24 protein-coding genes and 1 pseudogene are annotated in these 26,978 nt (G+C 41.5%); 19 read left to right on the top strand and 6 right to left on the bottom strand.

Annotation, left to right across the window (positions count from 1 at the left end; genetic code table 11):
• The first annotated feature begins 72 nt into the window (after positions 1-72).
• Positions 73-1,743: an AMP-binding protein gene (locus NST85_RS16390; RefSeq protein ID WP_127190478.1), complete on the top strand. Its 1,671-nt coding sequence runs from the start codon at positions 73-75 to the stop codon at positions 1,741-1,743.
• 80 nt (positions 1,744-1,823) lie between these two features.
• Positions 1,824-2,252, top strand: coding sequence for a PaaI family thioesterase (locus NST85_RS16385; protein WP_127190477.1), 429 nt, complete (start codon positions 1,824-1,826; stop codon positions 2,250-2,252).
• Between the two features lie 60 nt (positions 2,253-2,312).
• Here NST85_RS16385 and NST85_RS16380 read toward each other — a convergent pair whose 3' ends face one another.
• Complete coding sequence (locus tag NST85_RS16380) at positions 2,313-3,074, bottom strand: glucose 1-dehydrogenase (RefSeq protein ID WP_127190476.1); 762 nt, start codon at positions 3,072-3,074, stop codon at positions 2,313-2,315.
• A gap of 194 nt (positions 3,075-3,268) precedes the next feature.
• Positions 3,269-5,020, bottom strand: a complete 1,752-nt coding sequence (locus tag NST85_RS16375) for an alpha-glycosidase (protein WP_341189813.1) — start codon at positions 5,018-5,020, stop codon at positions 3,269-3,271.
• A gap of 229 nt (positions 5,021-5,249) precedes the next feature.
• Between NST85_RS16375 and NST85_RS29350 the strand changes: the two are divergent.
• From NST85_RS29350 to NST85_RS16355, 3 genes and pseudogenes are all read left to right on the top strand, one after another.
• Positions 5,250-6,822: pseudogene (locus NST85_RS29350) on the top strand (ABC transporter substrate-binding protein/permease).
• On the top strand, positions 6,809-7,531 hold the full coding sequence (locus tag NST85_RS16360) for an amino acid ABC transporter ATP-binding protein (RefSeq protein ID WP_127190472.1): 723 nt from the start codon (positions 6,809-6,811) through the stop codon (positions 7,529-7,531). The pseudogene NST85_RS29350 and the gene NST85_RS16360 overlap by 14 nt, the downstream one beginning before the upstream one ends.
• A gap of 193 nt (positions 7,532-7,724) precedes the next feature.
• Entirely contained in the window at positions 7,725-8,414 is a 690-nt protein-coding gene (locus NST85_RS16355) for a 3D domain-containing protein (protein WP_341189812.1), read from the top strand.
• 75 nt (positions 8,415-8,489) lie between these two features.
• Here the strand turns inward: NST85_RS16355 and NST85_RS16350 are convergent, their stop codons facing one another.
• A complete protein-coding gene (locus NST85_RS16350; protein ID WP_341189811.1) occupies positions 8,490-9,293 on the bottom strand; it encodes a polysaccharide deacetylase family protein in 804 nt (267 codons plus the stop codon).
• Positions 9,294-9,457: 164 nt separating this feature from the next.
• Here NST85_RS16350 and NST85_RS16345 point away from each other — a divergent pair, with 164 nt between their 5' ends.
• From NST85_RS16345 to lpdD, 4 genes are all read left to right on the top strand, one after another.
• Positions 9,458-10,048 carry a YdeI/OmpD-associated family protein gene (locus tag NST85_RS16345; protein ID WP_341189810.1) on the top strand — a complete coding sequence of 197 codons (591 nt, stop codon included), beginning with the start codon at positions 9,458-9,460 and terminating at the stop codon, positions 10,046-10,048.
• 166 nt (positions 10,049-10,214) lie between these two features.
• Positions 10,215-10,910 carry a dihydroorotate dehydrogenase electron transfer subunit gene (locus tag NST85_RS16340; RefSeq protein ID WP_127190470.1) on the top strand — a complete coding sequence of 232 codons (696 nt, stop codon included), beginning with the start codon at positions 10,215-10,217 and terminating at the stop codon, positions 10,908-10,910.
• Positions 10,907-11,839: a dihydroorotate dehydrogenase gene (locus NST85_RS16335; RefSeq protein WP_341189809.1), complete on the top strand. Its 933-nt coding sequence runs from the start codon at positions 10,907-10,909 to the stop codon at positions 11,837-11,839. Before NST85_RS16340 ends, NST85_RS16335 begins: the two co-directional genes overlap by 4 nt.
• A gap of 177 nt (positions 11,840-12,016) precedes the next feature.
• On the top strand, positions 12,017-12,337 hold the full coding sequence (lpdD, locus tag NST85_RS16330; RefSeq protein ID WP_341189808.1) for a prenylated flavin chaperone LpdD: 321 nt from the start codon (positions 12,017-12,019) through the stop codon (positions 12,335-12,337).
• Positions 12,338-12,404: 67 nt separating this feature from the next.
• Here lpdD and NST85_RS16325 read toward each other — a convergent pair whose 3' ends face one another.
• Complete coding sequence (locus NST85_RS16325) at positions 12,405-12,884, bottom strand: ferritin-like domain-containing protein (RefSeq protein WP_341189807.1); 480 nt, start codon at positions 12,882-12,884, stop codon at positions 12,405-12,407.
• Between the two features lie 195 nt (positions 12,885-13,079).
• On the opposite strand from NST85_RS16325, the gene NST85_RS16320 reads away from it, so the two are divergent.
• On the top strand, positions 13,080-14,345 hold the full coding sequence (locus NST85_RS16320; RefSeq protein ID WP_341189806.1) for a molybdopterin molybdotransferase MoeA: 1,266 nt from the start codon (positions 13,080-13,082) through the stop codon (positions 14,343-14,345).
• 28 nt (positions 14,346-14,373) lie between these two features.
• Here the strand turns inward: NST85_RS16320 and xerS are convergent, their stop codons facing one another.
• Complete coding sequence (gene xerS / locus NST85_RS16315) at positions 14,374-15,462, bottom strand: tyrosine recombinase XerS (protein ID WP_127190465.1); 1,089 nt, start codon at positions 15,460-15,462, stop codon at positions 14,374-14,376.
• Positions 15,463-15,869: 407 nt separating this feature from the next.
• On the opposite strand from xerS, the gene NST85_RS16310 reads away from it, so the two are divergent.
• The 5 genes from NST85_RS16310 (at position 15,870) to NST85_RS16290 (ending at position 22,013) form a co-directional block, all read left to right on the top strand.
• Positions 15,870-16,973, top strand: a complete 1,104-nt coding sequence (locus tag NST85_RS16310; protein WP_341189805.1) for a DUF3900 domain-containing protein — start codon at positions 15,870-15,872, stop codon at positions 16,971-16,973.
• Between the two features lie 791 nt (positions 16,974-17,764).
• Positions 17,765-19,306 (top strand): 2-isopropylmalate synthase, encoded by a 1,542-nt coding sequence (locus NST85_RS16305; protein ID WP_341191122.1) that lies wholly within the window; start codon positions 17,765-17,767, stop codon positions 19,304-19,306.
• Positions 19,307-19,758: 452 nt separating this feature from the next.
• Positions 19,759-20,295, top strand: a complete 537-nt coding sequence (locus tag NST85_RS16300) for a flavin reductase family protein (RefSeq protein ID WP_341189804.1) — start codon at positions 19,759-19,761, stop codon at positions 20,293-20,295.
• Positions 20,296-20,396: 101 nt separating this feature from the next.
• Positions 20,397-21,011 (top strand): cyclase family protein, encoded by a 615-nt coding sequence (locus tag NST85_RS16295; RefSeq protein WP_127190463.1) that lies wholly within the window; start codon positions 20,397-20,399, stop codon positions 21,009-21,011.
• Positions 21,012-21,074: 63 nt separating this feature from the next.
• On the top strand, positions 21,075-22,013 hold the full coding sequence (locus NST85_RS16290; protein ID WP_127190462.1) for a stalk domain-containing protein: 939 nt from the start codon (positions 21,075-21,077) through the stop codon (positions 22,011-22,013).
• A gap of 106 nt (positions 22,014-22,119) precedes the next feature.
• Here the strand turns inward: NST85_RS16290 and NST85_RS16285 are convergent, their stop codons facing one another.
• On the bottom strand, positions 22,120-23,046 hold the full coding sequence (locus tag NST85_RS16285) for an L-lactate dehydrogenase (RefSeq protein ID WP_127190461.1): 927 nt from the start codon (positions 23,044-23,046) through the stop codon (positions 22,120-22,122).
• Between the two features lie 416 nt (positions 23,047-23,462).
• Between NST85_RS16285 and NST85_RS16280 the strand changes: the two genes are divergently transcribed.
• The 4 genes from NST85_RS16280 to NST85_RS16265 all read left to right on the top strand — a co-directional run bounded on the left by NST85_RS16280 (position 23,463) and on the right by NST85_RS16265 (position 26,913).
• Positions 23,463-24,461, top strand: coding sequence for a polysaccharide deacetylase family protein (locus tag NST85_RS16280; RefSeq protein WP_127190460.1), 999 nt, complete (start codon positions 23,463-23,465; stop codon positions 24,459-24,461).
• A 100-nt stretch (positions 24,462-24,561) separates the two neighbouring features.
• Positions 24,562-25,848, top strand: a complete 1,287-nt coding sequence (locus tag NST85_RS16275; protein WP_127190459.1) for a WD40/YVTN/BNR-like repeat-containing protein — start codon at positions 24,562-24,564, stop codon at positions 25,846-25,848.
• Positions 25,849-26,055: 207 nt separating this feature from the next.
• Positions 26,056-26,241, top strand: coding sequence for a hypothetical protein (locus NST85_RS16270; RefSeq protein WP_127190458.1), 186 nt, complete (start codon positions 26,056-26,058; stop codon positions 26,239-26,241).
• Between the two features lie 252 nt (positions 26,242-26,493).
• Positions 26,494-26,913 carry a DUF2500 domain-containing protein gene (locus tag NST85_RS16265; protein ID WP_127190457.1) on the top strand — a complete coding sequence of 140 codons (420 nt, stop codon included), beginning with the start codon at positions 26,494-26,496 and terminating at the stop codon, positions 26,911-26,913.
• Positions 26,914-26,978: the final 65 nt, after the last annotated feature.

The raw sequence follows: 26,978 nt of genomic DNA, 5'->3' as shown, positions 1-26,978 counted from the left end.
GTCGATTCCGCAGCTTGATACGCTTTGTGATCAAAAGATGACTGAGGGATTCTTGAGAATGGGGTGACCAGAATGAACAACAAACCATGGTTAGAACATTATCCGGTTGAAGTACCCATAACATATGATTATCCGAAGCAGAATTTGGCGCAGTTCTTAATACAGTCTACAGAGAGATTTCCTGAGCATATAGCCCTTGATTTTCTTGGTAAAAAGATGTCATACAGCGTCTTGTTGGATTCAGTCTACCGTTTTACGAATGCGCTGCTGGGGCTGGGTATTCGTAAAGGAGATCGCGTGGCGATCATGCTACCGAACTGTCCGCAAGCTGTGATCGCATATTATGGTACGCTTCTGATGGGTGGCATCGTTGTCATGACGAACCCTCTATATGTGCCACGCGAATTGGAGTATCAATTGAAAGATGCGGATGTGCAGATGATTGTGACACTGGACATTCTAGTAGATCGGGTGAAGAAAGCGACGGAGAAAGCACCGTTAAATTATATTCTAGTAACATCTGTTAAGGATTACTTACCATTTCCTAAAAATCTGTTATATCCGTTAACACAAAAAAAGACGGGAAAACCTGTCACATACAGTAACAGCGTGTTGCCATTCTTGTTGTTCTTGAAACATTCAACTGCAGTACCTACTCAAACCTCCATTGATGCGAACAAGGATTTAGCGCTCATTCAATATACGGGCGGGACAACGGGGCTCGCAAAGGGTGTCATGCTTACGCATTCGAATTTGGTTGCGAATACCATCCAAACGAAGCTTTGGTTTTACCGTGCCAAAATGGGAAAGGAACGTTATTTAGCAGCCCTGCCTTTTTTTCATGTATTCGGAATGACGGTATTGCTTAATCAATCTGTTCATATGGCCGGTACATTAATTCTAATGCCACGGTTTGATATTAATCAGGTGCTGAAGTCTATGGATCGTTTGAAGCCAACCGTATTTCCTGGAGCACCTACCATGTACATTGCGGTGATTAACCATCCTGATCTTCAAAAATATGATTTATCCTCTGTAAAAGTCTGTATTAGTGGTGCTGCCTCTTTACCTCGTGATGTGCAAGACCGGTTCGAGAGCATTACCGGGGGCAAACTGATTGAAGGTTACGGTCTGACAGAAGCTTCACCAGTGACGCATGTGAACAATATTTGGGAGAAACGAAAAATTGGCTCTATTGGTATCCCCTTTCCAGACACCGAGGCTCGTATTATCCATCCGGATTCGGGAGAAGAGATGCCCCAAGGTGAAATTGGAGAGTTGATTATCCGCGGTCCGCAGGTCATGAGGGGATATTGGAAACAGCCAGAAGAAACGTTCAAGACACTTCGTGATGGGTGGTTATATACAGGAGACTTGGCCAGGATGGACGCCGAAGGATTCTTTTATATACTAGACCGTCGCAAAGATTTGATTATCGCTGGAGGATACAACATTTATCCACGAGAAGTGGAAGAGGTACTGTTTGAGCATCCGGATGTGGAAGAAGCTGTTGTTGCTGGTGTCATGGATCCTTACCGTGGTGAGACAGTGAAAGCCTACATTATCCTTAAAGAGGGATCTACAGCTAACGAGGAGGATCTTCAGAGGTGGTGTAAAGATAAACTGGCGGTGTATAAAGTTCCGAAAATTTATGAGTTTCGTGATACATTTCCAAAAACATTAGTTGGGAAAGTACTGCGTCGTAAACTGATTGAGGAAGATAACAACAAGACGACGAAGTAACAAACATAGCGTATCTCAGGTAAATATCTCTTAATAGTAAACTATCGGTGCTATGGAAGAAGGAGTTAGGAGGGTTATTTATGACAGCCGATTCCAATGACATTTACCCTGACTTGGAACATTGGGGGAAAATAGCTGAGTCTACGTTCTGGGGATTTGTTGGGTGTGAAATTGAGGAACTGAGTGAGTCTAAGGTGGTCGTGTCCATTGAGATTAAACCGCATCATTTGAATCTAATCGGAATCCTTCATGGAGGTGTCCATGCAACATTAATTGATTCAGGTATGGGCTTGATTGCGATGATTGCCAGACCCAATGATAACGTAGTTACAAGTAATCTAACGATGAACTATGTAGCGCCGACAGAGAAAGGGCGAGTATTTGTAACCGCTGAAATCATTCACAGTTCTCGTAAAATGATCACAACCCAAGCTTTTGCAAGGACAGAGAATGGAGATTTATGCGCTTTCGGAACAGGAACCTTCCGTGTTCTGAATAAGGTTCCATAAGGGTGAATAAAAATAAACGGCTATCTTCTGAATCGTCTCAGAAGGTAGCCGTTTTTTCATCTAATACGCTGTCCATCCACCATCTGCAGTAACTACAGTTCCATTAACGAAACTTGAATCATCAGAGGCTAGGAACAAAGCTATCGTGGCAATTTGTTTCGGATCTGCTGCATCGGTGCGTTGTATTGTCATGCCGGACATCGCTTGCTCCATCCCATATGGGTCGGCCTCATTCATACCAATGCCAATATTTGTTGAAACGGCGCCAGGTGCTATCGCATTGCAGCGTATGCCAAGTTTGGCATACTGAAATCCTACGTTCTTGGTGAGGCCGATAGCGGCATGTTTCGAAGCAGTGTAGGCAATGCCGGCTCGTGATCCGTAAAGTCCACCTATTGAGGCAGTATTAATAATGACACCCTGACCTTGCTGCTTCATGAGGGGAATAGCTCTGCGGATGGCTCGCATCGGCCCGGTCACGTTGATCTCCATCACCTTGTTCCACATCTCATCACTGACAGACTCAGCTGTCATCATTTGATCCATAACCCCAGCATTATTGACTAGAATATCGAGTTTGCCGAAGCTTTGTACAGCCGTATCGATCATACGGGCCACATCTTCTTCTTTGGTAACGTTTGCTACAACCCCACGAGCATATCCTCCAGAAGTAGTAATCTCCTGAACCACTGAGTTTATAGCTGTATCATTAAGATCAGCGACAACAACTTGAGCTCCTTCTTTCGCAAAAAGTAAAGCCATTTCTTTACCCATACCCGATGCGGCACCTGTGATCACGGCGGATTTCCCTTGCAATTTCATAATTCTCATCCCTTCAAGTGTGTGGAATAATACGTATATTGGAGGCGGCAATATGACTTTGTAATAAAAATCACTTAGTGCAATTAGTATCACATTTCTAAGGCCTTTTTAGTCAAGGTAACATGAGTAGATAACACAAGAATGGGGTCATAAGACCCCATTCTTGTGTTTACTCTTATAGCAGATCAACTTATTTACCGTTTTTTCAACTCGCGGTACAGTATTCGAAATCCAAAGGGATCTAGCCCAATGTTCATCGAACCTTTCTGTGTCTCTACTTTATCTCCAGATAAAGCATCACGCCAATCGTTGGTTTCCATGCGGTGTGATAAGGTACTTGATTTATCCGTATTATTCATCCAAATGATAAAATGCATGGAATCGTCGATTCGTTCGTAAACGATGCAGCCATCATTTTTCCCTGCCTGTAAAAAACGGAATCGGCCTTGAGTTAAGGCGGTGTGTTTTTTGCGAAGTGAGATCATCATTCTGTAGAAATCGAATAATTCACGATCTTGCTTTTTAGGGTCCCATTCCATACATTTTCGGCAATCGGGATCACCGTTTCCTGTCAGTCCAACCTCATCCCCGTAGTAAATGCAAGGAGTCCCCATATAAGTGAATAAGAATACTGTGCAGAGCTTGAGCTTCCGCTTATCTCCTCCAACACGGGTCAAGAGCCGTGCTGTGTCGTGGCTGCAGAGCATGTTAAATACAACCTCATTCGTCTGTTGTGGATAGCGCATGATGAGGGAGCCCATTTCATTGGAAAAGCTGTAACCATCCATTCCACCATTAAAAAATTGCAGAACAGCATCGGCAAAAGGATAGTTCATGACCGAGTCAAATTGATCTCCGAGGAGCCAATTTAGCGAATCACTCCACACTTCTCCAATGATATATGCTTCAGGGTTGGCTTTCTTAACGACTTTACGGAAATCTCTCCAGAAATGATGATCCACCTCATTTGCGACGTCCAATCGCCAACCATCTAGCTTAATTTCCTTAATCCAGTATTCAGCCACTCCAAGCAGGTATTCTTTGACTTCAGGATTAGCGGTATTAAATTTGGGCATATTTCCAAAAAAGCCAAATGTATCATAAGTCGGGATTCCCACTTTGACATCGGCAGGGAATTCATTGATATGAAACCAATCAGCGTACTTGGATTGCTCGCCATTCTTAAGAACATCTTGAAATTGTGGGGATTGTTCACTACAATGGTTGAACACTGCATCTAACACGACACGGATTCCCCTGCTGTGGCAGGTCTCAACTACTTTTTTCAGTAAAGCATTGTCTCCAAAATGAGGGTCGACTTTCTTATAATCAACCGTATCGTATTTATGATTGGATGGGGATACGAAGAGTGGAGTGAAATAAATAGCATTAATCCCTAAATCACATAGATGATCTAAATGATCTAACACACCTTGTAAATCTCCTCCGAAGAAATTATCGATTGTTGGGTTACCACCCCAAGGGGCAGTAAGCTCGGGATCATTTGAGGGATCACCGTTGGCGAATCGTTCCGGCATAATTTGATAAAAGACAGCTTGTTTGGCCCAATCCGGCACTTTGAATACATCGATTTCATGTATGTACGAAAATTCATACAATTCACCAGGAGGATTGGGAGCTTGATGCTGAATTCCAGTATCCAGCATATAGACAGTTTCCGTACCCGCAGTGAGTTTAAACGCATAGGAAAGCCTTTTGTACTTAGGTCTTACAGCAACCTCCCAGTAATCGAACATCGCATCGTGAGCGATAATTTCCATAGGGATCTCTTGAAAGGTGCGGTTCCAATCGTATTTATCGCCTGTCATAGCGAAAATATGCTCTACATCGTCACGTTTTGTACGTAATCGCAAATGAATAGTTGTGACATCATATGCGTAAGCCCATTTGTCTCTGGGCACATGGTAACAAGCTTCAAGTAGCATGAGGCCACCTCCATAATGTAAATGTATATCAGGTGATTAATAACCAAAAGATAAGTTGTCTGAACCATTATTCCCATTTTTAAGTGCGGTCATTAAAGCTAGTAATATTCATGAGTTGTGTATAAATAGTGAACGATTTGAAATAACAATTGCATACATATGCAATGGCGTCTATAATTATCCCATGTCTGAGGCGCAACGAAATTTTATAACGACAGGAGAGAGACTAATGAAAAAATGGGGTATATTAATAATATGCTTAGTAGCTGCAACTAGCATACTTGCTGCATGTGGATCGAATAAGGATACAAATGGGGATAAGAAGACTTTAACAATTGGGATGAGTGCTGATTTCCCTCCATACGAATTTCATATTAAGAATGAGAGTGGAGCAGATGAAATCGTCGGATTCGATGTTGAAATAGCGAAGGAAATTGCTAAAGATATGGGAGCAGAACTAGTTATTAAAGACATGATATTTGACTCCTTGTTAAATGAATTGTCGAGTGAACGGGTTGATTTGGTAATTTCCGGTCTGAGCCCTAAGCCAGAACGCGCTGAACAAATTGACATGTCACAAATTTATTACAATGCAGAGCAATCCATCGTAACTCTTACAGAAAACAAAGATAAGTATGCAACGATGGAATCCTTGGAAGGATTAAAGATTGGCGTTCAGAAGAGCTCAATCCAAGAAGATATCGCGAAGGGAATTGCGGGAGCGAATATCACATCACTCGCCAAAATCTCGGATATCATTATGCAACTAACATCAGGACGTGTGGATGTAGCTATCATCGAAGGCCCAGTAGCGGCATCGTTCGTGAAGAATGTTGAAGGTATTGTTGTTACCGATGCTATACCGGATACAGGCGAAGAAGTAAAAGGATATGTTGTTGGTGTTAAGAAAGGTAACAAGGAACTTCTAGACCAAGTGAATACGACACTTGATCGATTGATCAAAGATGGCAGTATCGATAAGTTTGTAACCGAAGCGAGTGCTCTAGCAGAGAAATAAATTGAACCTGCAAGCAAGATATTCAGACTTACCGAAAATAGCGAATCATATTCGCTATTTTTCTATTTTTTTGATTAAGTTAATTTGGATTGTACAGTAGTTGAAGTGGAGGAATGATTTTCTAATGGATTTTTTTACAATATTTTGGGATTATAGAAGTTACTTTCTAACAGGCATTCAATATACATTATTAATCGCGGCGATTGGCGTATTGTGTGGCTTTATTTTAGGCCTTGCTGTGGCTCTTATTCGTATGTCTAAATGGGCGGTTGTCCGCTTTATTGGGCATGCTTGGGTTGAATTTCTACGTGGCACGCCAATGCTCGTTCAACTCTTTATTATTCATTACGGATTATCGTCGTTTGGTATTAATTTCACACCGATTCAGTCTGGTGCCATAACATTATCGATCAATAGCTCTGCTTACTTGGCAGAGATATTCCGCGCAGGTATTCAAGGAGTGGATCGTGGGCAAGGCGAAGCTGCACGCTCACTTGGAATGACACGAGGCATGTCAATGAGACATATTATTATTCCTCAAGCAATCAAATCAGTTCTTCCGGCTATTGGTAATGAATTTATTACGATTATCAAGGAATCATCGATAGTATCCTTCATTGGAGTTACAGAATTGATGTTCCAATCAGGTGCAGTAGTGGGGATAACTTATGACGGAATGACGCCATATCTGGTTGTTGCTGTGATGTATTTCATTTTGACATTTACATTCTCCCGAATTTTGGGTGTGTTCGAAAGGAAGTTGAAGGCCAGTGATTACCGTTAAGGATTTGCACAAAAAATTTGGTCCTTTGCATATTTTGAAAGGCATCGATCTGGAAATTAAGCAAGGAGAAGTCGTCGTGGTGATCGGTCCGAGCGGCTCAGGTAAAAGCACATTCTTACGTTGTATCAATTTGTTAGAAGAACCTTCTCTGGGAGAAATTCAGTTCGAAGGTGAATCTATTACCGCTAAGGGACACAATATTAATAAAACACGCGAGAAGATGGGGATGGTATTTCAGCAGTTTAACCTATTCCCTCATAAGTCTGTGATCGACAATATCACATTAGCTCCGATCCAAGTTCGGAAGATGGACAAGAGCAAGGCCGAGGAATTGGCGATGGAATTGCTGCATACGGTTGGATTAGAAGATAAACGTGATGCATATCCTTCTCAATTATCGGGTGGGCAGAAGCAGCGGATCGCCATAGCTCGTGCACTAGCTATGGAACCTCATGTGATGCTATTTGACGAGCCTACCTCAGCGCTTGACCCCGAAATGGTTGGAGAGGTGCTTGATGTCATGAAGAATCTCGCGGAACGAGGCATGACGATGGTTATCGTAACGCATGAGATGGGCTTTGCCCGTGAAGTGGGTGACCGGATTCTATTTATGGATCAAGGTGTCATCCTAGAGCAAGGTACTCCACAACAGCTCTTCGGTTCACCGACACATCAGCGTACGAAGGATTTTCTTAGTAAGGTTCTCTAATAACATGAAATGCTTGTCTGCATAGAGGATATTTATGTAAGTGAAATGTAATTTTTGAGAGGTACAGCCCTGGGCTGTACCTCTATTTTTGCTTACAGCCGCAAGAGTTATTACAAATTGGAAACAATTTCAACGCCAAATGGTTACAAAAATGTGATATATTCAATGAGCAATAAATCTTAGGAGGTATTTCATGTTTAAACATCATTATTTTACTAGAACAATTAAAGCGGCAATTATCGCCGTAGGATTAACTGTAGTAGCTCAGGGTTTACCAGTATATGCGGATTCGGTACATAAGGCAAAGGAGGGCGACACGTTCTATCTTCTTGCTCAGAAGTACGATGTTAACTTAGTGAAGTTAATGAGTGCCAATCCAGATATTGAAGCAACTAATATTTATGAAGGTTTAAACATTACGATCCCAGATGGGGTAAGCACAGTGCCACAAGCTTCTGCTAACGGAGATAGCAACTTCAGCTCGAACTCAGAAGTTTCTTCTACTCTAAAAGTACTCTCAAATGAAAAGGTAGTTCAAGCATGGGGTAAAACCTTCAATTATTCTGATACGATTAATGTAAAAGCTTCGGCTTATTCTGCAGCTGCGAGTGAGAATGGAAAATGGGGTGCAGTAGATTACTATGGTAACCCATTGAAGCTTGGGACTATCGCTGTAGATCCGAAAGTAATTCCTATGGGGACTAAAGTACTCGTTACAGGACATAGTCATCCGGGTCTGCCGAACAATGCATTTATAGCTACGGCTACGGATCAAGGTGGTGCAATCAAAGGTAATCGCATCGACATCTTTATCCCTGGCAGTGCAAGTTCTGTAAGTCAATTCGGTTATCAAGATGTTAAATTGTATATCATCAATGAATAAATAGTTATACCTCAAAGAACCAGCCCCAACACGGGAACTGGTTCTTTTTGCGTACTCTACTTTGTGCTCTACTTATTAATTGGCTTTATTGGTCTGTAACAGTTCTGGCAGAGTTACAAAATGATATCCTTTGCTGCGTAGGGACTGAATGATTTCGGGGATCGCTTCCACCGAACCTTCTAATGTTGAACCCACCCCACCGCCAGCATGTTGGAGCACAATGGAACCTGGAACTACAGCACTGAGCACATTTTGTGTCACGGTCTCCTTGTCGAGTCCTTTCCAATCGAGTGAATCTACATTCCAATTTACAATTTTGTATCCATGTTGCTTAGCCCATTTGACTTGTGCTTCATTAATCTCACCGTAGGGTGGGCGTATGAGCTTGGGTTTATAACCGATAACTCGTTGGATGATTTTCTCTGTTCTTTGTATTTCATTCTGAAACTGCTCTACTGAACGGTTCTTAAAAAGAGGATGGCTGAAGGAATGGTTACCGATGATATGGCCCTCACGGTGGATCCTACGCAACAATTCAGGATGTTTCTTAGCGCGGCTTCCCACAACAAAAAAAGTAGCCTTAACTCCTTGTTTCTTCAACTCATCAAGAACTTGGGGTGTAAATCTGGGATCAGGTACGTCATCGAACGTAAGCGCCACCTGTTTAACCTCAGGCCCACGAAATTTGAATGTCTCAGAATATTTACGTCGAAGTTCTCCTAGACTCAATGGTTCAGTGCCAGCTGATACAGATTCCGTAGTGATGGTATCGGTGGAATCGTTTTGCTCTGGTCCAGCCTCTACAACGGGCCAAGATACGCAGCACAATGTCAGCATAACCGTCAGAGCGATCAGAAGTCCTCTTCTGATGTTAGGCACTGCAGACCCTCTCCTTTTCCATGATGATACTCTTTGGTATTCCCTTATCCTGGCTATTTTATGACGTTACGGACAAAAGTACTAATTATCTTTGGTATAGCGCACTCGCGGTGACTGTAACTGTTCGCTATAATGTTGTAAACTACTTGAAGGGGTGATGTGAATTGATCAAGAAGTCCAATGAATTACCGATTCTGTATTGTGAAGATGAACTTTCTTTCGAACATTGGCTTGGAGACAATTTTGATAGTTCACCTGGAATCTGGTTGCAAATCGCTAAGAAAGATTCTGGCATGATCTCCGTAACCTATAAAGAAGCCTTGGACATTGCATTATGTTATGGGTGGATTGATAGTCAGAAGGAAAAGTTGGACGATGTGTTCTGGATCCAACGATTTACACCTCGGAAGCCGAGTAGTATATGGTCGAAAGTAAATAAAGAAAAGGCTGAATTACTTATTACAAAGGGAAGAATGAAACCCTCTGGATTAAAGACGATTGAAACAGCTAAACAGAACGGTCAATGGGATAAGGCATATGAGTCACAGCGAAACGCATCTTTACCCGAGGATTTAGCGATTGAACTGGAGCGAAATACCAAGGCGAAGACATTTTATGATAGTCTCGATAGTCAAAATAAGTATGCAATCCTATTCAGAATTCATCAAGCGAAGAAGCAAGAAACTAGGATGAAACGTATTCAGCAGTTTGTTGCGATGCTTGAAAAAGGTGAAACATTATATCCTAAGAAATAATTAGGAGATTTAGAATGAATGATAAGAATACTCCACGCTGTTCATTGTGACAAAAGTCACAGACTTACACTCGGAAAAATTGCATCTTAAATGAAGCAAATATGTCGTATTAATTAGAGAAATTAGAAGTTATACGGTAACATCGTGGGGAGAGGTGAGGATTTACATGTCAGAAGTTATATCCAATGTTCAAGTAGCTCCTAATGTTTATAGACTACAGGTCGCTGGCCAGTTTAGTGGCGTAATGGGACAGTTCTATATGTTGAGATCGTGGGAAAAGTATCCTCTACTGTCCAGACCACTTAGTATTTTTGACCTGACGGAGGACAAAATTGAGTTTCTATATTTAGTAACAGGTGAAGGTACGGAGATGTTTTCTCGCTTATTACCTGGAGATAAATTGACTTTGGAAGGTCCATTTGGTAATGGTTTTCCAGAAGCTAAGGGCAAGACTGCTTTTATCGGCGGGGGTATCGGTATCGCGCCTTTTTACTATGCCCTGCGGACCATTCCGAATGCGGATGTATTTTTAGGATATAGTAGAGATCCTTACATGATCGAAGCCTTTCAAGAGGCAACAAAGGGTACTGTTGAAGTTAATATCGGAGGAACGGTGCTGGATCAGGTAGATTTTAACGCCTATGATACGATCTTTACATGTGGCCCTCATCCGATGTTGCAGGCGGTACAACGTAAACAGATCAGTTCAGGAACTAAAGCGAATGTATATGTATCCTTAGAGAATCGGATGGCATGTGGTATTGGAGCTTGTCTTGTATGTAGCGTCAAATGTGTGGACAAGCGTAGAAAGGCTTGTACGGATGGTCCTGTATTTCGCGCCGAGGAGGTGGTATTGTCATGATAGATTTGTCATGTAATATTTCGGGGGTTCATTTAAAGAATCCAGTAATTATGGCGTCCGGCACGTTCGGTTTCGGGAAAGAATATGGAGCACTGTATGATATTAACCAGCTTGGGGGAATCTCGGGTAAGGGACTGACGCTGAATCCGAAGGACGGGAATGATGGGATTCGGGTTTATGAGACACCTTCGGGGATGTTGAATAGTGTAGGGTTGGAGAATCCTGGTGTAGCCGCTTTTCTACGTGATGAATGTCCACGTTGGGAGAAGTTAGATCTAGCTCGGATTGTTAACTTAGGTGGTAATACCATCGAGGATTATGTTGAGGGAGCAAGACTCATTCATGAAGATAGTACGGTAAGGATGGCTGCAGGCCGTCAGGCCGTTGATATGATTGAGTTGAATATATCCTGCCCGAATGTCAAAGCAGGTGGAATGGCGTATGGTATTCAAACAGAGACTGCCAGAGAAGTCGTCAGACAGATTCGCGCAACTACATCTTTACCACTCGTTATTAAGCTATCGCCAAACGCTGAGGATATTGTTGGCATGGCGGTGATGTGTCAAGAAGAAGGAGCGGATGGTGTATCTTTGATTAATACATTCTCTGCGATGAAGATTGACATCCGTAAACGGCGTAGTGTATTCGATAACTTATATGCTGGATTGTCGGGTCCTGCCATTAAACCTATCGCTTTGCGCATGGTTCACCAGGTGAGCCGTGCTGTAACTATACCTGTAATTGGTATGGGCGGTATCTGTAGCGCAGAGGACATCTTAGAATTCATCATGGCTGGTGCTGCTGCCATTCAAGTTGGAACTTATAACTTTGTTAATCTACGCGGAGGCCAGCAACTAGTGCAAGACCTGGAACAACTCATGGAACGTGAGAAGATTACCTCACTGGATGAAATCCGCGGTATTATTTGAGTGAGGATAGCGTAGCGGGTCGTTTGAATCTGGAGAAGCGAAGCGTTCGCCTTTGCAGACAGATTATTACACCAGTAGGTGTTAGTTAATCGAATAATCTGGCTGCAACAGCGATCGAAGGATCAAACGACACGCGCAGCGGACTGTTTCAAATTTCATAATACAAGGAGCATCCAAATGACATTTGACGATTTGCAGCTGCAAGCCATACCCATGGGGCGAGACCTATTGCTGATTATAACCGGTGGAGAAGTTCATATTGGTGCTGCATCCACCGCTTATTGGACCGACCAGGGAACCGAAGTCCAAACATCTGCTGTTCCTGGTCATAAGGAGCACACGCTCAGCGGAGATATCGCACAGCGCGTTGCAGGTGAGTTGAACAGAACAGTAACTGTCGTCATGGGCATTCATTATGATGATCTTAGTCAAGCGGAAATTAAATCTATTGTCGCCAAAACGGATTCTTTATTAGAGGGATTTCTCAAGCAACAGTAAGCTAATCGATGTGTTCATATCAAAATCCGGATTTTCCATTTACTAAGGAAATCCGGATTTTTATTTTTTAGGATTTACCATTATTTTGATTCAAAGTAAACAAATAATTGTACTTACTCGCATGTTTTAACTCGTCTAAAATAATCCCAAATACAGTATCTTTATATATCCCGACTGGCAAACCAAACCATATTTTTCGATATTTCTCAACTGCGGCCAATTCACCTTGTAGAGCTCGCTGTAATCCTGTGAGATATGACTCTACACGCTGGTATTGTTCATTGCTAATTCCGCTAATATCTTGGTCGGTAAGCTCTTTATACATACATCGGAACATATAATTATGACCTCGTTCATCGTCACGAATTGAAGTAATGATGGACGCTTGCTCCGAATTTGGTGCTAATTTAATAAGTTCATCATAGAACAACTCGTCATTTCGTTCTCCTTGTACGGCTTCTTTTATTAAATCCAGTGCTTGTTGAGTCGAAGTTGCCCAAACAGGTTGAAACATGGAATTTCTCCAATACGGGTTTACCCAATACATTTAATGACCCCCAAATAGTTTTCTTAGTTATTTGAATTAACATATGTGCAAACACCCAGATTGGTTAAGCTTTAGGAAAGAAATTTTAATAGGTAGCCCCGTAAAGGTATGTTTTTTGGTTGCATTATCTCAAAAACGCGATATACAATGAATCTTAGTTGCTAGTTTGATAGGAAATATTGGAGGGGATTTTACTTGCATCATGAGGGTTTAACTATCGATAAATTCAAGCGTAAGGCTGTTTTGGTCTCTGATGCCCAAAATTTGATAATGCCTCATATGCATTTGGGAGATACGGAATGGATCGCTCTAGCAGAGTCTGGGGGTCGCATCCTGGCGGAAGATGTGATCGCTCCACATCCATATCCTCACTTCCGGAGATCCAGCATGGATGGGTATGCGATTTTGAGTAATGATACTAAGGGCTGCTCTACAGACAAGCCAATCTATCTAGAAGTAGTAGATGAGATTCCTTGTGGATCGCTTCCTTCAATTAAACTTGTCTCCGGTACGGTGTCGCGAATCATGACAGGAGCCAAAGTTCCCGATGAAGCAGATGCCGTTATCATGTTTGAAATGACAGAACCCAATGAAAACCGTGGTAGAAGGTATATTCAGCTTAAACGCGAGATTAAACCCGACCAGAATATTACACCAGTTGGCCAAGAGCTGGCAGAAGGGGAGATCATACTAAAAAAAGGGCGGAAGCTCGGAACTGGTGAATTATCCGTGCTAGCTACCTTTGGTATACATAAGGTTCCTGTGATCAAGAAGCCACGTGTGGCTATTATCTCAACAGGTTCAGAATTACTTGGCATTGATGAACCGCTGCAGGATGGTAGAATCCGCAATAGCAACACCTTTATGTTGGCTAACCAAGTTAGAGAAGCTGGTGGGGAGCCACATATTCTCAAAATGATTTCTGATGATCTGACCATTGCTAAGCAGCGTGTGGAGGAAGCGTTAACGCTATATGATGTAGTCATCACGACCGGTGGAGTGTCGGTTGGTGATTATGATATTATGGCCGATTTAGTCACTGAAAAAGATGTTGAAAAGCTCTTTAACAAAGTCACCATGAGACCAGGGAGTGTAACCACTGCAGCTGTAAAGAACGGTAAGTTACTATTCGCTTTGTCAGGAAATCCGGGAGCTTGTTTTGTTGGTTTTGAGTTGTTTGCTCGTCCTGCAATTGGTCGGATGCTGGGTGTTACGAATCCCTTCTTACCTGAATATAGAGCAGAATTAGGAACGACTTATAGTAAAACAAACAAGTTCACCCGCTATGTACGGGGACGGCAGGAGATTGTGGATGGTCGCGTGCTTGTATACCCAGCTCAACTAGACGAATCTAACGTGATGATTACGATCAAAGATAGTAATGTCCTAATTGTCATTCCACCTTCGAATGAGAGCATTGAGGCCGGTGAGATGGTCAAGGTAATTAAACTACCAAGTTGAGTTTGAAAAAAAACCGAGTCCCAAAAAGCTAGGATTCGGTTTCCGCACGGCGTTCGATCGCTTGTGACATCGTTTTGTCGGTAAGATGTGCATACACTTCAGTTGTCTCAGTCGAGGCGTGACCAAGTTGTTCTTTGGTCTTGTAGATATCATTTTGTAAGTAGTAATCAGTTGCAAAAGAATGCCGGAGCTTATGCACGGTCAGATAAGGTTTGCCAAATCGTTTGGCGTACTTGATGATCATGGCCTGTATAGCTCTTTTTGTCATTCGTTTACCTTCCTTCTGTCCGTTCGGAACAGCGATAAACAGCGCTTTTTCTTTCTTTGGTGTTTGATAACGAGACTCTCTTAAGGCTAAATATTGTGTTAAATCATCTAAGGACTGTTCGCGAAAATATACAGGAGCTTTAAAAGTCTCATCGTTATTACCTTTGCGGTATACATACATCAATTTGTTTGTCAGATCGATATCTCGTAAATTGAGATTAACCACCTCAGAGACACGCAATCCTGAATTTAGGATCAAGCTTGCTATGCTGGCATCTCGTTCTTTATTGAGTTCATACGCATACAGGGCTTGCTTATTGTTCTTAACGTCTTCACCATATCCATGCGATATGTATCCGATGAACTCCAGTAGTTCGTCTTCCTCTAATATTTTCCCCTTTAGCTTGGCAGCTGTATCCTTCGGTTTATGAATCCGTTTGATCTCCACTTTGGCCATAATATTACGCTTGAGCAAAGGGTAGAAGTCTTCATCCTCCGCAATTTGGCTTAAATAATGAAACATAGAGCGAAGCGATGACATTTTACGGGAGACGGTAATCCTAGCATTCGTTCCTTCAGTCCGTGTAGTTAAGTGTAAACGGTAGCCGACAATGCTCTCCATACGCAGCGTTTCTAGATCAGTTAAGGTGATTTGAGCGTTTGATTCTGCGGTTGATAAACCTTCGGCACGAAGCCAGAGAAAGAATTGTTCATAATCTCTTATATACTCTAGCAGAGTAGAGGGGGATAGATCAGGTAGCTTATAGTCAATAAACTGCTGAACAAACCAAGGCATATGTACTACTTTCTCATCCAGCATTTTGCGGTCAATTACTTTTTGTATGTTCATTTTGCAGTACCTCCAACGGGACAAGATGATGATCTCATTGTACCATAAACAAGCCCGCCCCAAGGTATAAGCAGGGGTTAGATTAAAGAGCGAACAAGCACTATTTTTTAAAAACCAAACAAAATCAACCAAAAACCAAGTGTATACATGAAAATTGCATCATATGAAAAATTCACAATAGAAAGATCAAAAAATGCACTCAGATCATACGCTCATTTTCAAACTATCGATCCCCTTATTTCATTTCCCTCCTGTAAAAAAGAAAATTAACCACAACAACCAGTAAAAAATAAAGCCCTTTTTGAAGAATACTGTCGATCGTTCGCTTACTGGAGGATTATGGGGCGTGCTATAATAGATTGTCCTTATTCAAAATTGAGATTCTTCGCAAAAGGAGTAATCAACGAATGAAATTTAGCATAAAGCATTTATCTTTTTTCGTTATAAATGTGGAAGGTAAAGAAAGTCAAACCATAAAAAACTACAAACACTATCAGACTCTGGACGCATACGAGTACCTAGATAGTGAGATCAAAGTGTTCTTGGACGGTGAATTCAACCGGATCGCTAAACGCAAGGTAGAGAAGATCCCTTCAGCCGAACAAGCACCTACCAAAATTGGCCGGTTCATTGTGGAACCCGGTTATGAGCTCGATAGTAATCCCAACTTTAATATGTTCGCTCGACTACGTGGTGCGGAAGATAAAGAAGATTACAAGAATGCATGTGATGACTTAGTACGTAGTTATCTGGATACGAGTTCAGTCCGTGGGGGAGCACTCATTATTGTGCAAGCCGTTCTTACGAATGTCTCAGAAGATCCTTTTATCTTTGTCCTAAAATGTGATTTTGAGCAAAAAATTGCACGGATTTCGGATGAGCAAAGTCTGATTAGTCAAGTAGAGATGGCGATCAGTGCGCGCAGTATGAAATCTATTCAATATCCCTATATGGAGGAAGAGGGGATGGTTGATGAGTGGGAACTGAAAATACACCAATCCTCGCATGCTAGATATTTTGAGGACTTTCTTAAATTTGTAACCTATGAATTGTCCATACCCGAAATCGTGAACGAACACGTAATGGAGTTTGTCCAAACTTATGTTGAGACCAAGTGGCCCGATGAGAATGAGACAGAACGCCAACAAGTGGAGAAAGAACTGGAGATTTGGGCAGCAAGCGAGAAGAGAGATATTCAAGATAAATGGGAGCCAGCTCAAGTAGTAGAAGCTGCAGAACGAATTGTAGAGATCAAACCTGAGATCGAGTTGAAATTTAGAATTGGTGACACCATGGTCAAGGGACGTCTTGCAGATTTTGGAGAGCTCATACATATTGCTAAGTTAGACGGACGGTATGCGGTTATTTTGGAGGGAGATTCATTTACATTCGACAAAGCCTTCTCTCCCGTAGAGCTGCTGCAGCCCGAGCCGTTTGAAGTAGTAGCTAAGCGGATTCTGGAAAAGAAGATTCCTCAAGAATACACCGAAGGTGATGGCATACCTTATTAATTCGTTAATTCAGCAGAATGGTTAAATAGCGTTAATTATCTACGATATGACAGGCGATTAATATTTTTTTTCGAAACATTGTTGACTAAGTTTGGAGTAACGACATATAATAACTACAAGTTTTAAGAACAAAGGCTGTGAAGAGGATCAGGCACAAAGGGCTCTTATGTTCAGAGAGCGGTGAACAAGCTGAAATCACCGACTTAATCCCCAAGCCATCTCACCTTGGAGCTGTTATCCCGAACCTGTTATCAGGTGTAAGGTCAACCGGTTAGCACCCGTTATGGTGCGCGGATCAGGAAATATAATTTTCCTCATTTGCTTGAGGCTACACATTCCGTTGAATGTGTGGTGAACTTGGGTGGTACCACGGAAGTTAACCCCTTTCGTCCCTATAGTATGTCCATTTGGCATGCGGGATGAGAGGGGTTTTTTGATTTCTAAAATCATCATATACATAGCAATGACAAGGATCAGGCAATAAGGGCTCTTATGTTCAGAGAGCGGCGAACAAGCTGAAATCGCCGACTTAATCCCCAAGCCAACTCACCTTGGAGCTATGCTCCTGAAAGAGAATAACTCTCTAAGGAGCATCGGTGGCACCCGTTATCGTGCTGGAACTCGGAGTGATCCTCCGAATTCCCTTGAGGCCGTTTATTGTGAAATAGACGGTGAACATGGGTGGTACCGCGGAAGTTAACCTCTTTCGCCCCTGCAACGCGAGATTTTTGCGTGCGCAGGAGCGAGAGAGGTTTTTTTGATACTCAAAAAATGAAAAGGTGGTCATGATGATGAGAAAAATTTATGTATTTGACACAACGCTACGTGATGGAGAACAATCCCCAGGTGTAAGCTTGACGATGGAAGAGAAGATCGAGATCGCACTTCAATTAGAGCGTCTGGGTATTGATCGAATTGAAGCCGGATTTGCGGCCACATCACCAGGCGAAATTGAAAGTATAAGAGCGGTTTCTAAGCGTATTAAAGATGCCACATTGCTCAGCTTAGCTCGTTGTCATACCAAAGATATCGACGCTGTAGTAGAAGCGTTAAAATTTGCAGCTGACCCGTGTTTGCATGTTGTTCTTGCGACTTCACCGATTCACCGCGAACATAAGCTGCGTATGGACAAAGCGAAAGTGTTGGAAACGGCTGAAGCAGCGATTCGTTACGGACGCAAGTTTTTTGATAAGGTGGAATTCTCCGCAGAAGATGCCAGTCGGACCGAGATTGATTTTCTATGCGAAGTAACAGCGATGGCGATTCGGGCGGGTGCAACGGTAGTCAACCTACCCGATACAGTGGGTTTTGCCACACCGGATGAGTTCGGACGTATGTTCAAGACGATCAAAGAGACGGTACCTGGCATTGAGAAAATCCAGTTAAGTACGCATTGTCATGACGATCTCGGCATGGCGACTGCCAATACGCTAGCGGCAATTGCAAATGGTGTGGATCAATTTGAAGGGACGATCAATGGTATTGGGGAACGGGCAGGCAACACTTGTATTGAAGAAGTTGCACTTGCACTGGAGACAAGAACTGACTTTTACGGGGCGAAAACAACGATGAATTTAAGTGAGCTGTATCGTACCAGCCGGATGGTCAGTAAACTAACGGGTATGAGTGTGCCGGGGAACAAAGCGATTGTGGGTGCCAATGCTTTTGCCCATGAATCAGGTATTCACCAGGACGGGATGCTCAAACACCGCGGTACTTATGAAATTATTACTCCGGAGACGATTGGTGCTAGCTCCAGTAAATTGGTTCTTGGTAAGCATTCCGGACGTCATGCCTTCAAGGAGAAATTAGTTGATCTTGGTTATACGCTGGACGAGGAGCAGTTGAACATTGCTTTTGCTAAATTCAAGAATCTGGCTGACCGTAAGAAGAACGTACTGGCAGAGGATATTCGTGCACTTATGGATGAGAATATCGCTGAAGCGCCAAGACAATTTACACTAGATAACCTTGAGGTTTCTTTCGGTAGTCAATCGCAGTCAACAGCCACAGTACGCATCGTGAAGCAAGCTGGAGATATTGTAAATGAATCTGGTGTAGGAAATGGTCAAGTGGATGCTGTCTACCAGGCTCTTGAGAAAGCAACAGGGATTCAAGCGGAGCTTGAAGACTATACGATTCACTCCGTTACTCAAGGAACAGATGCGCAAGGAGAAGTTCATGTCGTCTTGAAGCAGGGCGAACTTACCGCATCAGGCAGGGGCGTAAGTACGGATATTGTAGAGGCTAGCGCTAAGGCGTATCTCGATGCAATAAACCGGCTAGTAAGCCGCAAAGTTCAAGAGCGTAAAGGGAATATCGTAATTGATTAATAATCGGGTTTAAAATCATACTCTGGTGTACTATCGAGTTACTTGAATATATAAATAACTCGATAGTACAATGAATCTATATTATAATAATTCTAAATGGATCAAAACCAAGTTTAGCGCTTGATCGTCAATCGAAGTTCATGGTAAATGGCTGTAACGGTTCTCAGCGACCTTATTTGCGGTTTATTCCACTGTTCTGGATTGTAACGGAACCAGCAGACGTTATTTCATCATATTCATGCAATAGAGCGCTATTTGTTAGAAATAAGGTATTTCAGTTCCGTTAGAATTTTTTTTGACCCTCAAAACTCAAAATAAGGGCTGCTACTTCCTTTAGATTGATGTCTGAATGCGCAAGCACTGATTTTGGGGTGAGGCCTTATAAATGCGTGTAATTTTGGGTTAGGTCCAAAAGGGCAATAGGGAGAGCGAAGGGTGGTACTTAGAAGAAGATGGATAACAGTGAAAATGTACAAAGTTTCAAACAAGTTATGGGCAATTACCCTACTGGAGTAACCGTTGTTACTACAGTTGATGAACATGGAGTACCTTTAGGACTGACAGTCAATTCATTTGCTTCCGTATCCTTAGATCCTCTACTTATCTTATGGTCCATAGACAAAAGAGTATCCACTTATCCAACGTTTATCAAGACTGATAAATTCGCCGTACATGTACTTTCTGGTGACCAGGGGGATATTTGCTCCTTATTTGCCAGTAAAGATGTTGATCGCTTTAAAAATTGTGAATGGAGCTTCTCCGAACACAATCTTCCGATCATTACAGGAGCGGCTGGAGTCATGCAATGTAAAACCTTTAAAACGATAGAAGCCGGGGACCACACGATTCTGATCGGTGAAATCGTTGATATTCAAGCCGATAACAAAGAACCGCTCTTATATCATAAAAGGAAGTTCGGGAGCATTCCTGAAGAATTCTATATGGAAGATCAAAATAAGCCGAGTACCCCTGATTTTTCTAAGCTATAAGAAAAATCAGGGGTATTTGTATTTATACTAATATTTATAGATGAGAATTTGTTGTACAATGAGGTGGGAAATTTGGGGTGAACTCGAAAGGAAGGAACAACATGCTCATTGATCTTTCTTACATGATTCAAGATGGAATGCCTGTATATCCAGGGGATGAAGAGACAGTGTTAGTGCAATCCAAACATATAGAGCAGGATTATTACAACAATCACCAATTGTCTATCAACATGCATGCAGGAACTCATATCGATGGACCTATGCATCTTACCCACTCAAAAAAGTATCTTAACGAATACCCTTTGGATACCTTTATAGCAGAAGGTTGTTTACTAGATGTATCCAAAGAGACTTCAATAGATTACAAGGAAGAGTACGAAAACTTAATTCAACCCAAACATATTGTGGTTTTGTATACGGGACATAGCCGATTCAATGGTCAATCAAGTTATTTTACAGATTACCCTGTGTTGACACTAGCATTTGCTGAGCTATTAGTAAGGAAGCAAGTAAAAATGATTGGACTGGACACTCCTTCACCAGACAAATATCCTTTTGAGGTCCATAAGCATCTATTTCAAAATGAGATTCTCATTATAGAGAACTTAGCCAATGTTGACCAACTATTGAACGCAAAGTCATTTGAAATCATTGCATTGCCGCTGTATATCAGAGCCGATTCTTCTATTGCACGAGTGATTGCACGAGTGAAATAACTAATGAGAAGTTTCAATCGTTAATATCTAATAATAGGAGGTGTTCTTCTGAAAAAGTTTATTATGGGACTGTGTTGTGGGTTATTGTTTGCAGGTACATCTGTCGCTGTCGCTTCTGATTCTATCCAAGCTTTATTATTTCCAGCAAGTTTTGAAATCAATGGGACACAAATGGTGATGAGTAAGGATTACAAGGTTCTGAACGTAGATGGTCATGTCTATGTACCCATTCGTTATGTAGCTGTAAATTTAGGAGCAACCATTGACTACGATGCGGATTTGCAAAAGATTTTTGTCAAAAATGCAGCTTTGAATATTACAGATCCTGATTACAAAGAAATCTCAATTGGCAATTTAATATTAACAAAGGCGGGGAAGAACACAAAAGTTACGGGACAACTGGAAATGCAGGGCGTCGGAAATTCAAAAAATGTGATTAAAGCGAACTTATCATTTTATAATGATAACAGTGAAAAAATTGGTGAAGTCGCCATTAGTGGGAAGGAATTCGGGGTTGACAGTCAAACATTCGTTGCAGTGGGATCAGGAGATTTCAGGACTTATTCAGCGGTTAACCTACATATTAGTGCCATAAATGATCAAGTGATTGATGAAACACCGAATATCGCCTACGAAAATTCGAAATACAAGTTCACTCTTGATCTTCCTAAAAGTTGGGAAGGGAAATATGAGGTGAAGAGCACCCTTTTCAAAGATTCAGGGAAAGAGAATATTGACTTTATTGACAAAGCAAACCATGAGTTTGGTGGAGTAGTGTTTACGATCCAAGTATGGCCTAAAGCCAAATGGAATGCGGATGGGAAAACAACAGCGGAGATGGTTCCTTTGTTCAAGATTGGTGAAAAAGGAGATCAGGTCTTTACCTTAACGACACCTACAGATGTACAATACGACCTTAACGATGTGAAGTTAAGTGAAGAATATAAGAACATGCATGACTATATTAATACAATCAAAACTAGTTTTAAGCTTAAACAGTAATCCACAGGAATACCCATTAAGCATTCTGATTGATGGATCCATATGGCGGTTTTGTAAAAAGGAAACAACCTTCCGGCTAATCGCCGAAAGGTTGTTTTATGTTACATTAAAGCTCCAATTTTTCGATTTCCGATTTAAGCTTGCTAGCTGATTGTTGGAATTGAAGCAGTTCCTGATCACTTAGCTCCAGATCAAGGACTTGGCGCACACCAGTACCATCGATAATGCTTGGAACCCCGAGGTATACGTCAGAGACACCATTATAGTTATTAAGTAGGGTAGATACGTTCAATACGGAACCATCGTCCTGAAGAATCGAGGTAACAATGCGATCTAGTGCTAGTGCAATCGCATATGAAGTTGCCCCCTTGGCATTAATGATTTCATAGGCAGCATTCTTCGTGCTGTTGAAGATTTGTTCTCGATCTTGTTCCGAGAACTCTAGTTTGATACCAGCTACATTTGCCAAACTCCAGAGTGGTAACTCTGAATCGCCGTGCTCACCAATTATATGAGCGTGAATACTGCGTGGATTGATTTCCTTGTTCTGTCCGATTAGATAACGGAATCTGGCGCTATCAAGTAGCGTACCGGAACCAATAACTCGATTGGAAGGGAATCCGCTTTTTTTCAGTGTTACATAAGATAAAATATCTACCGGGTTGGTGGCAACCAGAATAATTGCATGATCGTTATATTTAATGATGCTCTTAACGATGCTGTCAAAAATAACGGAATTTCGTTTTAGGAGATCAATTCTTGTCTCGCCTGGGCGTTGTGATGCACCGGCTGCAATCACGATAATGTCTGCATCAGCACAATCGCTGTAATCTCCAGCCCAAAGTTTAACACCACCTGTGAATGGGAGCCCATGGTTCATATCAAGTGCTTCACCTAGCGCTTTTTCCTTATTAGCGTCGATCAATACTAATTCAGACACACGCTCACGAAGCAGCAAAGTATAAGCTGTAGTTGTTCCTACAGCACCTGTCCCAATAATAACGACTCTGCTGGAGCGTAATTGAGTTTTCATTCATTCATCTCCTTATTATTAATTCTCAATAATTGGATTTACTCTATATCATTTAAAGAGTATACCCAATGTATTCATCTTTATTGTACATGAATCAACGAAGAATTAAAGAAAATTTTGGATACTTGATTTTTATTGATTTCACTTATTCTCTTTCTATATCATTACTCGATTATAGCTGACCTGAAACGCAAATCTATGAGACAATGAAAGGGGTTCCTATCAGTAGAGTATATGATTCACTATTTTAATAGTAAATTCATCCAAATAGAACATAATCTATAAAAATATGATGTCTTTTTGTTAGTTTTATGAGAACATTGTAACCACAGATGTAACTATTCTGTAAGGACGAATGACTAACTTTGTATTATCCTAGAAGTATCACAATTGAAAGGACAGCGGTGAAATCAGATATGTCTTACACAAGCAGAATTCAGAGAGAACAACAGCAGAGCACCAAAAACAAACGATCTGACTTAATCCTAAAGCGGATTATTATGACCGCATTAGCTTTGACTGTCATTTCATTCATTATGACCATTATAGTCATCAAAACCGTCGGTAAAGAAGATCCAAACACAACAACCGTTGTAGCACCCAAATTTGCTGGACAAAGCGAGCAGACATCAGAGGTAATCCAATCTAATTTGGGGACAGATCCTCGTATCTCTAAACTATTAACTCACGTTGAGAATAACGTGACTAGCGATAATGGTGTGCTTTTACCCGATTCTTCACCCCAACAACCTAATGAAGCAGTTGTACAAGAGAATGAAGACTCCAAGAAAGAAACTAAGAAACAAAAGGTCGTATATCTTACATTTGACGATGGACCAAGTAAATACACCGATGAGATTGTTGATATTTTGAATCAAAATGGTATTCATGCTACTTTTTTCATGATAGGAAGTAACCTCTCAGGTAATGAGGCACATGTTAAGAATGCCCATGAAGCTGGAAATTATGTAGGTCTACATAGTATGAGTCATAGCAAGAAGAAATTATACGATAGCGGAAGTTCTGCGAATTTTATTAAAGAATTTACCAAGGAACAGGGACTCATCAAAGAGATAACTGGAATGGCACCTCATTTGATTCGTGCACCATATGGTAGTCAGCCTGCTATTGGAAAGAAATTTAGAGGAGATATAGCTGCCGCTAACTTTAAAATGTGGGACTGGACCGTGGATTCGAAAGACTGGAATTATCCGCATCATCCAGAGAAGATCATGAGTGAAATTAAACGTCAGGTACATCGCGATGTTGAAGTCATACTTATGCATGAGAAGTTACAAACCGTTACCGTTCTACCGGATATTATTGAGTATTTAAGTAAGAAGGGTTATTCCTTCGCAGTATATAAACCGGATCAACATTTCTCTGTAAACTTTGCAAAAGACGAGCGACTGTGATGACTCTACTCTACTCTACTATGGTATAATTTTTAATAGAGGACTAGCAAAATAGTAGAGTAGAAGAGCAACAAGATTTTGAAAGTGAGGTAGTTCATACTTGAAATGGTGTTATAAAATATCCGCTACAGTTCTTACGATATGCTGCTTGCTTGTGACGGGGTGTAACTCTAAAGAGCCCGAGGTTGCGTCCTCGGTTCCTGTGGAAGCTACCGAATTAGGTCAAACCATAACCGTAATTAATCCGGATTCTACCTCTAACAATGCAGTAAGAACTCAACCTGTATCGAATGGGGAAAAATACCAAATACAGACCCGACTGACCGATTTTCAATTACTAAGTGATACTACAGGATTGGCCTGGGGTACTACTTCAGGTGAGCTCAGGTTGTACCTAACAAAGGATAATGGAGAAACGTGGACGAACATCTCTCCAGCAACGGCTGTTCAATTTCCTAGTAATCCGGAGTATGGTAAAGAGATATTTTTCAAGGATTCTATGAATGGCTGGATTGTTCGTAATTCTATTGGAGCAAGTGAAGCGATGATACTTCGTACCCGTGATGGTGGTGGGACGTGGAAATTGTCTTCCTTACGTGATTCTGACGAAGTAGCAGCAATGTATTTCAACGATATAGAACATGGTTGGATTCTTACTGTGGACAATAAGGCCATAGACAACCAGGGGAAGACATTATACTTGTCTGAAGATGGAGGGGCGACCTGGAGCAGTATTATGAGTAATCAGGCACTGCCGACTACCAAGAAAGTGGATCAGGTTTTACCGAAGTCAGCGAATTTTGTATCGATGATTTTTACGGATCAAAAGAATGGTTATATTAGTACAATGAAATCAGGTCTTCCAGCGCTTTACGTTACAGAGGATGGTGGGATGGATTGGAAAGAGAACACTTCCTTTTTTAATCCTGCTAAATATCAAACATGTAAACAATTTACCGTCGGAGAGACCACTCCTTTTGTAAATGATCGGAGTACCGGTTGGATTCCCATTGGTTGCAGTAGAGATGATGGCACGAAGTTCAACGGATATTTTACAGAGGATGCCGGACAGTCTTGGCAGTTGGTACCATTTAAGTTGTCCTGGCAAACGGACTTGAATGAATATTCGGAACCCACCTTCTTAAATAGTAAAGAGGGATGGACCATTCAGGGCGATGTTGTATATCGTACCATCGATCAGGGAAATAATTGGACTCCCTTACCAGAGAGTCCTAGGTTGAAGAAAACTTTGCAGGATTATCCTGAAGTCGTCAAACTACGGTTTATCTCTTCTAACGTGGGTTGGCTGCTCGTAGCAAAAACGGATCAAAAAAGGTCGCTTTTATTACAAACCCAAAATGGCGGGGTCAGCTGGCGTGTGCTTTAAGCATACGTCGCTGATTCCGCTTTATTTTGACTATAGTGAATACATAACTCGAAAATTTTAAATAAATTTAGTGATGTTCATCATATTGTGAAATTTATCACGTGCATGAATAAAAGTATGTGATATATTTAACTTGTAAACAATAAGAGTGACAAAGGCATTACTACAATAGGAGCTAGGCTCCAAATAAACTTAGGAGTGATTGAGATGAAAACAACAAACCAAGAGACTATTACCCGTAACTTACTCCAATTCTGCTACACTTGTGAAGATGCTCATTTATGTACAACTGAAGAAATTTGCAAAGCTTGTTGGACAGAGAATGGACTTTACGAAGAAAAAGCGGATGGCGCAGAAGAAACTCAACAATTGCTTCAATTCTATTATGCTTAATTCAATATCCTTTATACCTTCTCCATAACCTTCGGTTCTGTCCTCAGAAACCGAAGGTTATTTATTTGCGTCTGAGTGGAATTTTCGCTTCGAACTTCATAATCCTTACGTCACGGCAAAAAAAGGACAAGGTTAGCATATTTTACTCCTCTGTGGAATAACAAGTTTCTAATTGGACGGCATATACATAAGAAGAAGGAAGTAAGGCTTGTTTGAGGTTACCAAATGATCACGGAAATAGGGGGGAGTAGAATGCAGTCGTGGGGCGAAATGTTCGGAGTTATGAATATGGCTTTACCCATCTTTATTGTTGTCATATTGGCGATAATTTCCGTTTCAGTAGCAAGTGGTATGAAGCGTTATCTGTCAAATAACAGACAACCGGAGCTAGCCGTTCATTCAATAATCGTGGGCAAACGAACGGAAGTAACCCATCGCTACAGTACAGAAACATCAGTGAACCGCACAGATAGTAAATACTACCTCACATTTGAAGTGGATAGTGGTGATCGTTTGGAGTTTACCGTAAGTGGTCAGGAGTTTGGACAGAGTGCAGAAGGAGACGAGGGACAACTGACATTCAAGGGCAGTCGTTATCTTGGGTTTGATAGACAAGGAAGAATCTATAGACCGGAACAACTGGATTACCGAGAATATCGTAGATCTTTATAGCACGATGCAATTTATATTAAAATAAAGAGCTGTCCTCTTCACAGGGCAGCTCTTTCGTATATGTT

Source organism: Paenibacillus sp. FSL K6-2524 (assembly GCF_038005525.1).
Classification (GTDB): Bacteria; Bacillota; Bacilli; order Paenibacillales; family Paenibacillaceae; genus Fontibacillus; species Fontibacillus anaericanus.
This window is presented reverse-complemented; position numbering and strand designations above follow the sequence as displayed.